Genomic DNA, 13,625 nt, shown 5'->3' with positions numbered 1-13,625 from the left:
CTTGGGTCTATGCTTACGATGTGGGCGACGGTTTTTTCGGACTCCGTTGCAAATCAGGCTTTTATTTAACTTGCTCAACTGGTAAAATCCTGCTCCCAATTCGATAAACCCTTTTCAGTTAGAAAGTAGGACTGATTTTCATGCCTAATGTACGCCTCAAGGAAAACGAGCCGTTTGAGGTAGCCATGCGCCGCTTCAAGCGCGCAGTGGAAAAGACCGGCCTCCTCACCGAACTTCGCGCACGCGAGTTCTACGAAAAGCCAACCACTGAGCGCAAGCGCAAGCTCGCTGCTGCTGTGAAGCGCCATTACAAGCGTATTCGCAGCCAGATGCTGCCGAAGAAGTACTACTAAGCAGCTCGTTTTTCGCGTACTAACGCGCTCAAGGCCGCCAGCTTCTTTGGCGGCCTTGTGTTTTTCCACCTTCCCTTTCTTCCGCGAGACCCTCATGAGCCTCAAGCTGACCATCACCGATGACATGAAAAACGCCATGCGCGCCAAGGACACCGCCAAGCTGGGCACCATCCGCCTGCTGCTGGCCGCCATGAAGCAAAGGGAGGTCGACGAACGCATCGAGCTGAGCGACGAGCAGATCGTCGCCATCATCGACAAGATGCAGAAACAGCGTCGCGATTCGATCAGCCAGTACGAAGCCGCCGGCCGCCAGGATCTGGCCGATATCGAAAAGGCCGAGATGCTCGTACTGGAAGGCTATATGCCGCAACAAGCCGACGAAGCCGAAATTGCCACCCTGCTGGACGCCGCCTTTGCCGCGCACGGCAGCAACGTGGCCGCCATGGGCAAGATCATGGCCGACCTCAAGCCCAAGCTGGCCGGCCGTGCCGATATGAGCAAGGTATCCGCCCTGGTCAAGGCGCGCATCCAGTAGCATCGTCGGCGCAGCAAGACCCTCGCCCATGGCCCGCATCCCCGAAGACTTCGTCCAGGACCTGCTCAACCGCCTCGATATCGTCGATGTGGTCGAACGCTATCTGCCGCTGAAAAAGGCCGGCCAGAACTACTCTGCCTGCTGCCCTTTCCACAAGGAAAAGTCGCCGTCCTTCACGGTCAGCCAGACCAAGCAGTTCTACCATTGCTTTGGTTGCGGCGTGCATGGTTCCGCCATCGGCTTCGTGATGGAGCACGAAGGCCTGGGCTTTCCCGATGCGGTTGAGAAGCTGGCCGAGTCCGTCGGGATGCAGGTGCCGCGCAGCGAGGGGCACGCCAGCGAGGCGCCGCGCCGGGTCCAGCAGACCGGCCTGGTGGATCTCAATACCCGCGCCATGCACTTCTACCGCGAGCAGCTCAAGCACAATGAGCGCGCGGTCGACTATCTCAAGCGGCGCGGCCTCAGCGGCCAGGTAGCCGCCCGCTTCGGCCTCGGCTACGCCCCGGACAACTGGCATCCGCTTGCCCAATGCTTTAGCGACTACGCCACCAACCCGCAACTCAACGAAGCCGGCCTGGTCATCGACCACACCGACTCCGGCCGCCGCTATGATCGTTTTCGCGACCGTATCGTCTTCCCCATCATGGACGGCAAGAGCCAGGTCATCGGCTTCGGCGGCCGCATCATCGACCAGGGCGAACCGAAATACCTGAACTCGCCCGAAACACCGCTATTCCAGAAAGGCCTCGAGCTATACGGCCTGCCGCAAGCCCGCCAATCCATCCGCGCGGTCAATCGCGTCCTGGTGGTCGAGGGATATATGGATGTGGTTGCACTGGCTCAGCTAGGTGTCGAGTACGCGGTCGCGACCTTGGGCACGGCCTGCACCCCGGAACACGTCAAGAAATTAACCCGCCTGGCCGACCAGGTCGTTTTCAGCTTCGACGGCGACAAAGCCGGCCGCAAGGCGGCCTGGCGCGCGCTGGAAAACAGCCTGGCACTGGCCAGCGACGGCAAGATCCTGTCCTTCCTGTTCCTGCCGGCCGAACACGACCCGGACAGTTATATCCGCGAATTCGGCAAGGACAACTTCGAAGCCTTGATCGAGCGCGAATCTCTGGGCCTGGTGGCGTTCCTGTGCCGCGAACTCGCCAGCCAGGTCGATCTCGACAGCGACGAGGGCAAGGCCAAGCTACTGCATCTGGCCAGGCCATTGGTGGAGCAGATCAAGGCGCCGGCCCTGGGCGTGCTGCTGCGCAAGAAACTCGGGGAACTGGCCGGACTCGACGGGGTCGAAATTGCCCAGTTGCTCGGCGGCACGCCGCAAGCCCAGCCGCAATACGCGAACCAGCCTGGCCGCACCCAAGGCAAGCCCGAAGGACGCGGCGGATTCAAGCGCGACGACTGGAGCGGCAAGAAATGGAACAAGGACGGTGCCGGCGGTGGAAAATGGCGCGGCTTTGGCCGTGAAGAACAAGGCGCACCACCACCGGACGGGACGCGCCATACCGGTGATTTGGGCTTCGAACTATTGCAATTACTGATAGTCGCACCCAAGTATGCCCTGGACCTGCCGCAGAACGAGCTGCCGGGCGGCGCGCAAAGCCCGGCGCTACGCGCCATTTCGCGGCTGGCCGACTATGTGGCCGACCTGCCGCAAGCACCCACGACAGCGCACGTACTGGAAGCACTGCGCGACGATCCATGCCATGCCATGCTGGGCCGGGCACTTACCCAAAGCAGGCTGAACTACCGCGAAGGTGACGATGCCATTTTGGCGCAAGCATGGCAGCACGCGCTGCAGCGCTACCTGGCACTGGTAGAGAAGCCCAAGGCGACGCGCCGGCAGGCCGAGCTGGATGAAAAGGTAAGAAGCGGTGGTTTCAGCGCGTTGAGCGAAGCCGAGCGTGAGGAGTACAAGCGACTGATCAAGCAAAGTCATATGAGCAAAGGTGAATAGGCGCCAGGCTGCCGCAGGACAAAATCCCTGCAAAGCGATGCGCCGCCCACTAAAATCAACGTAGTACGCCCATCGGGCGGTACTGCGTTTTGCAGCACAGGACTCGCCCGCCTTAGACCGGGTGAGCGTTAATGGCATGGATCACCTTACTTCCGGTGTTATCCGTGGTATAATTTGCGGTTTCCCCGTACCAATTCGAGATACCCCAAGATGGCGGCAGATCAAGAGCTCGACAAGTCAGATAAGCGCGACGCGGAACCTCGCATCGACAATGAAGTGCGCAAGGCGCGCTTCAAGAACCTCATCGTGCTCGGCAAAGAGCGGGGTTACCTGACTTACGCCGAGATCAACGACCATTTGCCTGAAGACATGTTGGACGCCGAGCAGATCGAAGGCGTTATCAGCATGATCACCAATATGGGCATCCAAGTCTACGACGAGGCGCCCGACGCCGAGTCGTTGCTGATGTCCGACGCGGCCCCGGCCGCCGTCGCCGACGACGATGTCGCGGAAGAAGCCGAAGCCGCCTTGTCCACGGTGGACTCCGACTTCGGCCGAACCACCGACCCGGTGCGTATGTATATGCGCGAGATGGGCACGGTTGAGCTGCTCACCCGCGAAGGCGAAATCGAAATCGCCAAGCGCATCGAAGACGGCCTCAAGCACATGATCCAGGCGATCACCGCCTGCCCCACCACCATCAGCCATATCATCGGCATGGTGGACAAGGCCCTGGTCGATGAAATCCGCATCGACGAGGTGGTGGACGACTTTATCGATCCCAACGCCATTGAAGAACCGGCCGCAGCGCCGCCGGAACTGAGCGATGAGGACAGCGAGGAAGATGTCGCGCTGGATGGTGCCGACGATGACGAGGAAGACAGCGAAGGCGCCGCCGCCGCTGCCGCCGCCGCCAACCTGGAAGAATTGAAGAACAAGGCGCGCGAACACTTCGTGGTGATCCGCGACCTGTTCGACAAGATGCTCAAGGCCCTGGCCAAGCATGGTCCGCACAGCAAGCAATACACCCAGGCGCAAGAGCTGGTCGCCGCGGAGTTCCTGAAAATCCGCTTCTCGGCCCGCCAGGTGGAAAACCTGTGCGACAGCCTGCGCAATATGGTCGACGAAATCCGCGGCCACGAACGCGAGATCATGGACATCTGCGTGCAGAAGGTCCGGATGCCGCGCGAGCATTTCATCAAGACCTTCCCCGGCAACGAAGACAATCTGGACTGGGTCAAGAACGAGATCAACTCGGGCAAATCCTATTCCGGCATCCTGGAGCGCTATCAGCATGCCGTGATGGAAAGGCAGTCCAAGCTGACCGAGCTGCAGGCCAACGCCATGCTGCCGATCAAGGACCTGAAGGAAATCAACCGTCAGATGTCCACCGGCGAAGCCAAGGCCCGCCGTGCCAAGCGTGAAATGATCGAGGCCAACCTGCGCCTGGTGATCTCCATCGCCAAGAAATACACCAATCGCGGCCTGCAATTCCTCGACCTGATCCAGGAAGGCAATATCGGCCTGATGAAGGCCGTGGATAAGTTCGAATACCGCCGCGGTTACAAGTTCTCGACCTATGCCACCTGGTGGATTCGCCAGGCCATCACGCGCTCGATCGCCGACCAGGCACGCACCATCCGTATCCCGGTGCACATGATCGAGACGATCAACAAGATGAACCGCATCTCCCGCCAGATTCTGCAGGAGAGTGGTCTCGAGCCTGATCCGGCCACGCTGGCCGAGCGTATGGACATGCCCGAGGACAAGATTCGCAAGATCCTCAAGATCGCCAAGGAACCGATTTCGATGGAGACGCCGATCGGCGACGACGACGACTCGCACCTGGGCGACTTTATCGAGGACCAGAACAATCTGGCCCCGGTCGATGCCGCCGTCTATGCCAGCCTGCGCGACGCCACCCGCGACGTGCTCGACACCCTGACCCCTCGCGAGGCCAAGGTACTGCGCATGCGTTTTGGTATCGAAATGAACACCGACCACACGCTGGAAGAAGTCGGCAAGCAATTCGACGTCACGCGGGAACGTATCCGCCAGATCGAAGCCAAAGCGCTGCGTAAACTGCGTCACCCGACTCGCTCGGAACGGCTGAAGAGCTTCCTGGACAGCCTGACCGCAGAGAATTGAACGGTTTTGGGCCTGTAGCTCAGTTGGTTAGAGCAGAGGACTCATAATCCTTTGGTCCACGGTTCAAGTCCGTGCGGGCCCACCAGTAAAGACGGGGCTTCCAGTGATGGAAGCCCCGTTCTTTTTGCTCCGCAAAAATGGCCTTGCTCCGCAAATTTCACTTCGTCGGCGTCGTCCGCTTACCGATTCGATGCCGGATATAGTCGGCAGTCCGCGTTTCCGTCCGGTGTCCCAGCAGATCCTGTGACGCGCGAATACCTTCAGCCATGTCCTTGTCAGTGCCCGCCTTCGCGCGCAAGTCGCGCAGCTGCCACTTTTGGTTGCCCGCATTTTCGCGCGCAGTGTCGAACTTCGACCGCAGCGCAGTGCTTGTCAGCGGAGTGCCGTCATTGTCGATCAACAGCTTGAGACTACGCTCGCACCAAGTCGAAGAAACGAAACTGGTCCACAATCAGCCGCAGAAACCCAGATTGAGAGAAGACAGTCGGAAAAACTCCGCGCATAGCTAGTTAGATTTATCCCGCAGAGCACCGGGAATGACACCCCGACCTAGTTTTTCATAAATCTCAAGCAAATTCACTATACTAAACCAATCCAAACGCCTCAAATTTTAGCTGAAGCACTTAAAAAGTAGACCATGATGAATGAAGGCTTATTAAGGCAGCGCCGAAATTTAATCACTACAAGCATCCTACTTTGGATGATGAAATTTGGCGAAATTACTGCCCTCAAAAAATACAACGCAGTTGGTTTTGACTTCGAATTTCAAAACCCCGCAGTGCTGTTTACAGCCATTTGGATTGCATTCTTCTACTTCCTGTTTCGGTATTTTCAATACTTCTGCGATGAAGGATCACACAAATTACGCCGGTGCTTTGGAGACGAAATTGAAGAATCCTGCAAACCGTTAATAAAGGAAATTGTGAAGCAACAATATGAGAGCAGTAACGATGCCGTTCCTTACAGCTTTGCTTTTTTGAAGATGAATGGCTGGATCTATACGGGCCAGCTACCTAACGAAACCGAACCTGGCTCAAGCCCTCCCCGCGCAAAGGAATTTAAAATAGAAATTAAGCCATGGAAATTACGCAAAGGCTTAACATGGTCAATACTTAAATGTATTTTAATAAAAAGCTTCACAAACCCTGCCTTATCGGCGTAATCCCAGCTCTAAAGCCTACGCTTGCATTTCTGCAGTCATGCACCAGTTCCATGAGTTCTCCTTGGAGACACAGTCCATGGCGGATGCAAGAGCCAGACTAGCCATCTTGAAGGCGCTAAAAAATTCAGATCCGGAGAAGGCTATTCATATCCTTGAGATTCTTCTTGATGGAGATATCGTCGGAATTAATGGCTATATGGCGGCCTCCATCCAGAAAAAAGAATTGGCGGAGACGCTGTCCAAGGTCGCGGAATATAGGGCAGAGTCGAATTACCGCAGCACGGCCCCCCTGGTGACGTCTATTCTGCGGCGAGCATCGGAGGAGGCTGGCTCGTCCTATTGCCGAGGGAAATCGGGACATACCTCCAGCGGCGGCCCCAGCACCTTGATATCCGCTTATTCTTTTATTCAACGTAGGCAATAAAGGCTTCTGCAGGCTTGATGCCTATCACGCCATCAGCCCGCCCTAGCTTCGCACAAGGCGTGCCACATAGATTTACGGTTAATATACTTACGATTTCCTTGTACAAATTTACTGTTGACTCATGCCTTAGCCAAGCAGCCACAAAACCAAAGAATCCCTTTTTTTGGATTTTGCTTTCCAATTGATCGATTATTTCCCACCTTATCGAATCAAGTATTTGATTGGATATCATCATTTTACCATCCAACAGTTCGTTTATTTTCATCAGCACGTTATACGCAGAAGCGGAATACGCCTTCCCTTGATGAATCCTCCCTTTTCCAACTAATATATATTTATGATTACCCAGCAATGACAAGATACGCTCAAGTTTAACTCGATTGGCAGAATTTTCAAATTTTTCAATTGGTCCCATCTGGCTCAGCACATAAGTAGGCATGGATTCGATGACCTCGGCAGCATAAAATTTATCCTCATGCATTTGTTCTTTTACCTGTCGCTTTGCCAACTCAAATAGCGAAGGCACTTTTTTGTCAAACCCATGCACATAAGCATCAATACCGTGTTGCTTTGTTGCAAATGACTCCCCCCCGCGTCGAATCACGTAGAAGCCATCCTTTTCTTCCTCAGCTTTTTCCACCATGCTCTTTATTGCAGATATTATCGCATTTTTTAAATCTTCACTTTCCGAATGAGCGGCAATTTCCCAGCGAGTGATCTTGTCACCTTTAATTTTCACAAGCGAATTAATGACAGGGAATAGTTTTTTTATATCTTTCTCGAATTCATCCGCCTTATGTCCACTATACCCATGATTCAGTCCTAAAACTGGCTTCCCAGCAGACTTGTCCACAATGACTGCATAACCTTTCCACATCACCCCAGGATAAAAGGGGAGCGCTTCTGAAGAGCGCATATAAAAACTATCCATAACCAATATACCTCCTTCATGTAAAACTTGAACCGCTGGCCACATAGCTTCTTCCCAAAGCTCAGGTTATCAGCTTTTTTAAACCGTTCTTTTGAAAAAGCGCAGACAGTCGCGCTAACCGCTTCGTGTAGTAACGTTCACTTTAACAGGCCGGCTAGATGCCGGAGTTACCGCGACGCTGTTGAAAATTTGCGAACTCGCCACATTAGCGAGCATATCGTCAATCAGATTGTTCCTTTTCGCACGGCCACACTTGACGCCCCCTCCCTTCCATCAGCACAATGCGGCTCCTCGAAACTGTCACTACGTTTCGAACGGATCATCAGGGCCTGTAGCTCAGTTGGTTAGAGCAGAGGACTCATAATCCTTTGGTCCACGGTTCAAGTCCGTGCGGGCCCACCAAAAAAATCAACGGCTTACTTGGTTTCCCAAGTGAGCCGTTGCCATTTTAAAAGCGCACATGGGCAACCGTTCAGCGTGGCTTCCCGATCGGTAAATTATTCAGCCCATGATGCCCATTCAATCCGCAGCCCAGCTTGGTTCCGCCTTGCGTCTGGCTCGCAAGCAGCTAGGACTTACCCAGCCCGACCTGGCGCTCGCCGCTGGTGTCGGTGTGCGCTTTATTGTTGATCTCGAAGCAGGCAAGCCGACCGTGCAGTTGCAGAGCGTATTAAAAGTGATTGCAGCGCTTGGGGTGGAACTTGCTCTTACCGGGCTGGATCTACCTTAAGAAGGTGACAGCCATGCCCCATCAACTCGATGCATGGTTCCAAACCTACGGCGTCTGCCCCCCATCTGGTTAAAGGGGCGCTTGTGGACACGAAGCCATTGTTCTTTACTTTCAACTCGAATGGAGCAATGCCGATAAAATTCTTGGCAAATAAAATTCTTCACGCCACGAGCGGAATTGGGAGTGACTTGTCATATGACAAAAATACATAAGTTTGACCAATTTAACTCTAGCAAAACCCCAGCAATCGAGGGATGGCACGAGGTGGTGAAGCACGGCTTACGTGCTGTTCCTGCCATGTTGCCAGAACGTAAGAAACTATTTGCTGGAATCGAATCGTCTCCCCACTTTTCAGAGGAGGCAGTACTTGCCGCGATTTCTGCCGCTCGCAAGAGGTTTAAGGCGGCAGGGTGCTAAAACACCCACCGCCCCCCAGCGCCAAACGCCGACCATCCTGCGGCGTCGCCGCAAAGCCGGCGTTGGTACTGTTACCCACATTGAACCAACGACGGTCCGCGACATTCTCAACCCTCAGCTCCAGCTCGGCATGTGAATTCAGCCGATAACGGGCAAACAAATGCAGCAGGCCATAGCCGGGCGCCGAATCCACCCCGTCCGCACGCGCATGGGGTAAAGGATAGCTACGCCCCGATGCTTCCAGCGTGGGGGACAGCGTCAAGTTGCTGCCAAGCTGCCAGCTGAAGCCCGCTTTGAGCTTATGGCGCGCCACATAGGGCAAATGGCTGGTCATGCCGGCGCTATCCAGGCTGGCATCGGCGTAACCATAAGCCAGCCAAAGATCGAAGCGCTCCATGGGCCGCCAGCGTCCGAACACATCAAGACCAGTGGCGCGGACATCACCGACATTGGCATTCTGACCAGTGGCCCGAATTACCCCGCCAGGCACAAAATCACTGACAGGCACCGGGCTGAGCTGGGGCAAGATCAAGCCATCCAGGCGATTGTGATAAAGCGCGAATTGCCACTCCTGGCGATCGCCGTAATGACTGAGATTGAGTTCCAGGCTATCCAGACGCTCGGGCTTGAGCGCCGGATTGGGTACGAACATCAGGTTGGCGATATAGCGGTCTTGCGCGTCGCGCTGGCCGGTGAAGGAACCGAAATGCTCGTAGGAAAAATGCGGCGACGGCGCCAGGAACGCCTTGCCGAATAGCAGCCCCGCGCGCCACCGCTCGGCGGCTTGCCAATTCAGATTCAGACGCGGGGTCAGGGTGGTGCCGTAATTGCTGTCGTGCCCGTAATGCAGGCCGCCGCTCAACTCCACCATGGGCGTCAACGCTACCGTGTCCTGCAGAAATAGGCTATGGGCGCGGTAGGACAACTCGAAAATCTGCAAAGGCAAGCTGTTGTCGGTGTCCGGATAGAACAAACCTTGCCGATCGGTCGCCCGGCCGGGATCGTAGCGCCTGGTCAAATCCGGCGTCTTGGGGATGGCTTTGACCCGTGACCAATCGCCACCCAGGATCAAGCGATGCTCGCCCAATTGCCACAGCCACTGTCCTTCGATGCGCCATCGCTGGCTGGCGGCATATTTGTAGCCGGGCGTAAAGCCGTTGAAGCGATTGATAAAGGCCGAGCCGGTATCCATCCGATAGTCGCTGTACTGCAGACGCAGATTACCCTCGGCGACACCGTCCTTGTACCACTGCCGCTCGCCGTAGAGATGGTCCAGCTGGTAAGCCCCGAAGCCGCCGTAATCCACGATCTCCGGCAGGTCGCCCGAGCCGGTGGGGTGCTGGTAACCTTGGTGGATCCAGCCTAGCCGCCAATTGCCATACGCTACGTCGGCAATGGCCTGCTCGCTTTCCGTACGGCCGTGGAAAGCAGCCCGCCGGTCGGCGGGAATCACTACCTTACCGGTAAAATCAAGCAGGTCTCCTGGCCGGAACAAGGCCGGATAGCTCGCGGCAAGATCGGCATGATCGTCGATCTGGCGATGTACGCCCAAGCGCAGTCGGAGATCGCCCTCATGGCTGAAGTAGGCATCTGTTCGCCGAAAGCCCTGATCGCCGGCTTCCAGCGAAACCGCTGGCGCATCCCGGAGGGAAAACATCTGCACGACTCCGCTGACCGCATCGGCGCCATAGAGCGCCGAACCCGGTCCCATGGCCACCTCAACCCGCTCGACCGCATACAAGGGATAGTTATCGGCCAGTACCAGCGGCTCCCCCGCCGGCGCACCGATGCGTACGCCGTCTTGCAGCACCACCAGCTTGTTGTTGCCGACCAGGCCGCGCAGGCCAAAACGGTTGAAGAAACTGCCGCTGCTGTTCTGGTGCCGATCCACACCCGGCAGATCGCGCAACAGCTCGCCCAGATGCCGATAGCCGCGCGCCCGGATATCGGCACGCGTCAGTATATAGACCGTTCCGGGTACCTTGCGGCGGGGCTCGGCAACGCGCGAGGCGGTACTGATGGAAACATCCAGCAGCGTCTTCAAATCCAGATCGAACAGATCCACGCCTTCATTCGCCCGTACTGTCACCGCCCACGCCAGGCAAAGGGAAATCGGTATTGCGCGCGACATGGCTTCTCCTTGACGAAGCTGCTGCAAGCTTCCCTACCGGCAAGCAAATCAAACGCCATCGCGGGGCATGCCGGCATGGCTCTGGCCGCCGGCTCCCTCATCTGTCTGGACTGCCTGCAAGGCGCGCTGTACCCGCTGGAACTCCTGCTCAAGCTCGTGTAGCAAGGCATGCACCCCGGCGGGAATGCCGCCGCCCGCGAGGGTTTCCAGCAGATGGCAAAGTTCAGCCAGCGGCAGGGCACCGACCGCTGCGGCACAACCGCGTAGCGCCTGAGCACTGGCAAGCACCCCCGCGGTTTCGTTACCGGCCAGGGCCGTGGCCAGACTATCGAGCAGGGCCGGCATATTGCTGAGAAATACCCTGGCGACCCGTGGCGGCGGCGTGGCGGGCGTCAGGGGCGGCAGCGCACGCAAGCCGGCCAGGATTGCCTGGTCGGGCAGCGTCGGTGCACCCGCATGCGCTCGGCCATTCGCATCGCTGCCCGGACGGCTGAAGGCCGGACCAGGCCTATCCAGCCAACGTACCAGCACACGGCTCAACTCTTCCTGCCGATAGGGTTTGCTGAGATAGTCGTCCATGCCGGCCGCCAGGCAGCGCTCGCTATCGCCACTGACGGCATTGGCGGTCAGCGCCACGATAGGCGTGTGTTGGCGTCCGCCGCTTTTCTCCTCGGCCCGAATGGCCGCCGTCGCGGCAAACCCATCCACCAAAGGCATATAGCAGTCCATCAACACCAAGTCGTATTCGCCGGACCGCCACAGGCGCAATGCCTCCGCGCCATCATTGGCCAGATCGGCCTGGCACCCCAGCTTGGCCAGCATGTTCAGGGCTACCTCCTGGTTCACCAGATGATCCTCCGCCACCAGGATGCGCCAATCTCGGGTGGAGATGCCCAAGGGTGCGGGCGCAACGGCCGGGGAGGCTGGCGACGATACGTGCGCCGCGTCCTTCGGCGTCAGGATGGCCCTATACAGCTCGGCCTGACGTACGGGCTTGGTGAGAAAGTGGTCGATCTGGATATCGTCGAACTCGGTATCCAGCAGGCTTTCGTTGACCGAACTGAGCATAATCACCCGTAGACGATCGAACAGGCTATTGCTCCTGATGCGCCGAACCAGATCCAAGCCACTCATTTCCGGCATGCTCATATCGCACAGCAACAGATCAAAAGCATGCAGCTGCGAGGCTTCCCGGTACAGCATGCCCAGCCCTTCCGCGCCATCGACCGCGCTGGCATGCCGCAGCCCCCAGCCGTGTAGTTGCAACTCCAGGATCTCGCGGTTGCTTGCGTTGTCATCCACGATCAGCACATGCAGATCCGGCAGCGCGGGTCCGGGTAGCTCACAGGCGGCCGGCAACATGGTCTTGCCCATACGCAATTGAAAATAAAAGGTCGAGCCTCGCCCTGACTCGCTCTCGACCTGAATATGTCCTCCCATCAGGCCGATCAGGCGCTGCGAAATGGCCAGGCCGAGTCCTGTCCCGCCGTAGCGCCGGGTAGTCGAGCTGTCCGCCTGGCTGAAGGCCTGAAATAAACGTTCGTGCTGTGCCGGCGACAAGCCGATGCCGGTGTCGCTCACCGAAAATCGCAACACCACCTCCTCCGCCGTTTCCTCCCTCGCCTCCACCCGTATCAGCACTTCGCCCTGCTCGGTGAACTTGATGGCATTGCCGACCAGATTGGTCAGCACCTGCCGCAGGCGCGGCGCATCGCCCATCACGGCGAGCGCCGGATTGCCGGTATCGCAGATCAATTCCAGCTTTTTGGCATGGGCGCCGACAGCGAAGCTCGCGCCGATATCTTCGATCAAATCGGCCACCAATAGGGGAGCCTCGTCGAGCCGTAGCTTGCCTGCCTCGATCCTGGAAAAATCCAGGATGTCATTGATGATCAACAGCAGGTCTTCGCCGGAGCGCTTGGCTACCTCGACAAAGCGGGCTTGCTGGTGACTAAGCGGGGTCTGCAGCAGCAGTTCGGTCATGCCGAGCACACCATTCATCGGCGTGCGTATTTCATGGCTCATGGTAGCGAGGAAATCGCTCTTGGCGCGATTGGCCTGCTCGGCGGCTTCCTTGGCCAATTGCAGCTCACCGGTCCGGGCCGCGACCAGGCTTTCCAGATGGTCGCGATGGTCGCGCAGATCCTCATCGCGGCCTTGTATCTGGCCAAGCATATCGTTGAAGCGATCGATCAGCAGGCCCACTTCGTCCTTGGCGCTGCGCGAGGCTACCCGCAAGGCATAGTCCCTTCCCCGGGCGATTCGATCGACTGTTTGCGCCAGATCCTCTATCGGCGCCAGTACCCTCCGGGTATATCGCCAAGCCAATAGAACGGCCACCAACAAGGCGGTGGCGCTGGCCCCCAGCAAGTAAAGGAAATCCTCCCGCAGGCTGGCGCGCATATGGCCCAGGTCGGCCACTATCTCCAGATACCCGACGACTTGCCGATCCGATAGCACCGGCACACGCAGGCGAAGGTGGGTTGCCAGCCACGCGGACTCGTCCACCGCCGGCGACAGTTCGCCATAACGAGCCAATACCTTACCGCTACGGTCGCCCAATTGCGCCGAGACAATATGAGGGTCGGCCCGCAGCGAGGTGAGGATCGCGCGAGCCGCCTGGTCATCTTGAAACTCCAAGGCCGGCGCACTGCCAAAACTGAGAATGCGGGCAATATTGTGCAGCTGCTCCCGGGTCTCGCCCTGCCTTTCCGCGATCAGGTGCAAGGCGAATAGCGCAAAGGCGGCGCAAACGGCCATACCGGTCGACAGCACGATGAGAACGACGATCTTGTGACCCAGCGAGAGTTGTCGTAATTGGCTAGGCATGCTCG

Annotated in this window: 11 protein-coding genes and 2 tRNA genes; 9 read left to right on the top strand and 4 right to left on the bottom strand. The window is 57.5% G+C overall.

Features of this window, described 5'->3' with window-relative positions; all coding sequences use genetic code 11:
• The first annotated feature begins 140 nt into the window (after positions 1 to 140).
• From rpsU to FNU76_RS19415, 5 genes are all read left to right on the top strand, one after another.
• Positions 141 to 353, top strand: coding sequence for a 30S ribosomal protein S21 (rpsU, locus tag FNU76_RS19435; RefSeq protein ID WP_144279731.1), 213 nt, complete (start codon positions 141 to 143; stop codon positions 351 to 353).
• A gap of 94 nt (positions 354 to 447) precedes the next feature.
• Positions 448 to 888, top strand: a complete 441-nt coding sequence (locus FNU76_RS19430; protein ID WP_144279730.1) for a GatB/YqeY domain-containing protein — start codon at positions 448 to 450, stop codon at positions 886 to 888.
• Positions 889 to 916: 28 nt separating this feature from the next.
• The gene (gene dnaG, locus FNU76_RS19425) at positions 917 to 2,848 is read left to right on the top strand and encodes a DNA primase (RefSeq protein ID WP_144279729.1); all 1,932 of its coding nucleotides are present in this window, start codon (positions 917 to 919) and stop codon (positions 2,846 to 2,848) included.
• Between the two features lie 210 nt (positions 2,849 to 3,058).
• Positions 3,059 to 4,996, top strand: coding sequence for an RNA polymerase sigma factor RpoD (gene rpoD / locus FNU76_RS19420; RefSeq protein WP_144279728.1), 1,938 nt, complete (start codon positions 3,059 to 3,061; stop codon positions 4,994 to 4,996).
• Between the two features lie 8 nt (positions 4,997 to 5,004).
• Positions 5,005 to 5,081, top strand: a tRNA-Ile gene (locus FNU76_RS19415).
• A 72-nt stretch (positions 5,082 to 5,153) separates the two neighbouring features.
• Here FNU76_RS19415 and FNU76_RS19410 read toward each other — a convergent pair.
• Positions 5,154 to 5,396: a site-specific integrase gene (locus FNU76_RS19410; RefSeq protein ID WP_223879099.1), complete on the bottom strand. Its 243-nt coding sequence runs from the start codon at positions 5,394 to 5,396 to the stop codon at positions 5,154 to 5,156.
• A 237-nt stretch (positions 5,397 to 5,633) separates the two neighbouring features.
• Here FNU76_RS19410 and FNU76_RS19405 point away from each other — a divergent pair, with 237 nt between their 5' ends.
• Together FNU76_RS19405 and FNU76_RS19400 are read left to right on the top strand one after the other, a co-directional pair.
• A complete protein-coding gene (locus tag FNU76_RS19405) occupies positions 5,634 to 6,158 on the top strand; it encodes a hypothetical protein (protein ID WP_144279726.1) in 525 nt (174 codons plus the stop codon).
• A 76-nt stretch (positions 6,159 to 6,234) separates the two neighbouring features.
• Positions 6,235 to 6,582: a hypothetical protein gene (locus FNU76_RS19400; protein WP_144279725.1), complete on the top strand. Its 348-nt coding sequence runs from the start codon at positions 6,235 to 6,237 to the stop codon at positions 6,580 to 6,582.
• Here the strand turns inward: FNU76_RS19400 and FNU76_RS19395 are convergent.
• Positions 6,563 to 7,513 (bottom strand): hypothetical protein, encoded by a 951-nt coding sequence (locus FNU76_RS19395; protein ID WP_144279724.1) that lies wholly within the window; start codon positions 7,511 to 7,513, stop codon positions 6,563 to 6,565. The two genes, FNU76_RS19400 and FNU76_RS19395, sit on opposite strands and share 20 nt — an antisense overlap.
• 325 nt (positions 7,514 to 7,838) lie before the next feature.
• Here FNU76_RS19395 and FNU76_RS19390 point away from each other — a divergent pair.
• Together FNU76_RS19390 and FNU76_RS19385 are read left to right on the top strand one after the other, a co-directional pair.
• Positions 7,839 to 7,915, top strand: a tRNA-Ile gene (locus tag FNU76_RS19390).
• 106 nt (positions 7,916 to 8,021) lie between these two features.
• Positions 8,022 to 8,243, top strand: a complete 222-nt coding sequence (locus FNU76_RS19385; RefSeq protein WP_144279723.1) for a helix-turn-helix transcriptional regulator — start codon at positions 8,022 to 8,024, stop codon at positions 8,241 to 8,243.
• A 397-nt stretch (positions 8,244 to 8,640) separates the two neighbouring features.
• Here the strand turns inward: FNU76_RS19385 and FNU76_RS19380 are convergent, their stop codons facing one another.
• Complete coding sequence (locus FNU76_RS19380; protein WP_144279722.1) at positions 8,641 to 10,791, bottom strand: TonB-dependent receptor plug domain-containing protein; 2,151 nt, start codon at positions 10,789 to 10,791, stop codon at positions 8,641 to 8,643.
• A 48-nt stretch (positions 10,792 to 10,839) separates the two neighbouring features.
• Positions 10,840 to 13,620, bottom strand: coding sequence for a response regulator (locus tag FNU76_RS19375; RefSeq protein WP_144279721.1), 2,781 nt, complete (start codon positions 13,618 to 13,620; stop codon positions 10,840 to 10,842).
• Positions 13,621 to 13,625 lie beyond the last annotated feature (5 nt).

This window comes from Chitinimonas arctica (genome assembly GCF_007431345.1).
Lineage (GTDB): Bacteria > Pseudomonadota > Gammaproteobacteria > Burkholderiales > Chitinimonadaceae > Chitinimonas > Chitinimonas arctica.
This window is presented reverse-complemented; position numbering and strand designations above follow the sequence as displayed.

Excerpts from the sequence above, each read along its gene's own strand:
- rpsU (WP_144279731.1), top strand. The coding sequence starts at position 141 with ATGCCTAATGTACGCCTCAAGGAAAACGAGCCGTTTGAGGTAGCCATG.
- FNU76_RS19430 (WP_144279730.1), top strand. The coding sequence starts at position 448 with ATGAGCCTCAAGCTGACCATCACCGATGACATGAAAAACGCCATGCGC.
- dnaG (WP_144279729.1), top strand. The coding sequence starts at position 917 with ATGGCCCGCATCCCCGAAGACTTCGTCCAGGACCTGCTCAACCGCCTC.
- rpoD (WP_144279728.1), top strand. The coding sequence starts at position 3,059 with ATGGCGGCAGATCAAGAGCTCGACAAGTCAGATAAGCGCGACGCGGAA.
- FNU76_RS19405 (WP_144279726.1), top strand. The coding sequence starts at position 5,634 with ATGATGAATGAAGGCTTATTAAGGCAGCGCCGAAATTTAATCACTACA.
- FNU76_RS19400 (WP_144279725.1), top strand. The coding sequence starts at position 6,235 with ATGGCGGATGCAAGAGCCAGACTAGCCATCTTGAAGGCGCTAAAAAAT.
- FNU76_RS19395 (WP_144279724.1), bottom strand. The coding sequence starts at position 7,513 with ATGGATAGTTTTTATATGCGCTCTTCAGAAGCGCTCCCCTTTTATCCT.
- FNU76_RS19385 (WP_144279723.1), top strand. The coding sequence starts at position 8,022 with ATGATGCCCATTCAATCCGCAGCCCAGCTTGGTTCCGCCTTGCGTCTG.
- FNU76_RS19380 (WP_144279722.1), bottom strand. The coding sequence starts at position 10,791 with ATGTCGCGCGCAATACCGATTTCCCTTTGCCTGGCGTGGGCGGTGACA.
- FNU76_RS19375 (WP_144279721.1), bottom strand. The coding sequence starts at position 13,620 with ATGCCTAGCCAATTACGACAACTCTCGCTGGGTCACAAGATCGTCGTT.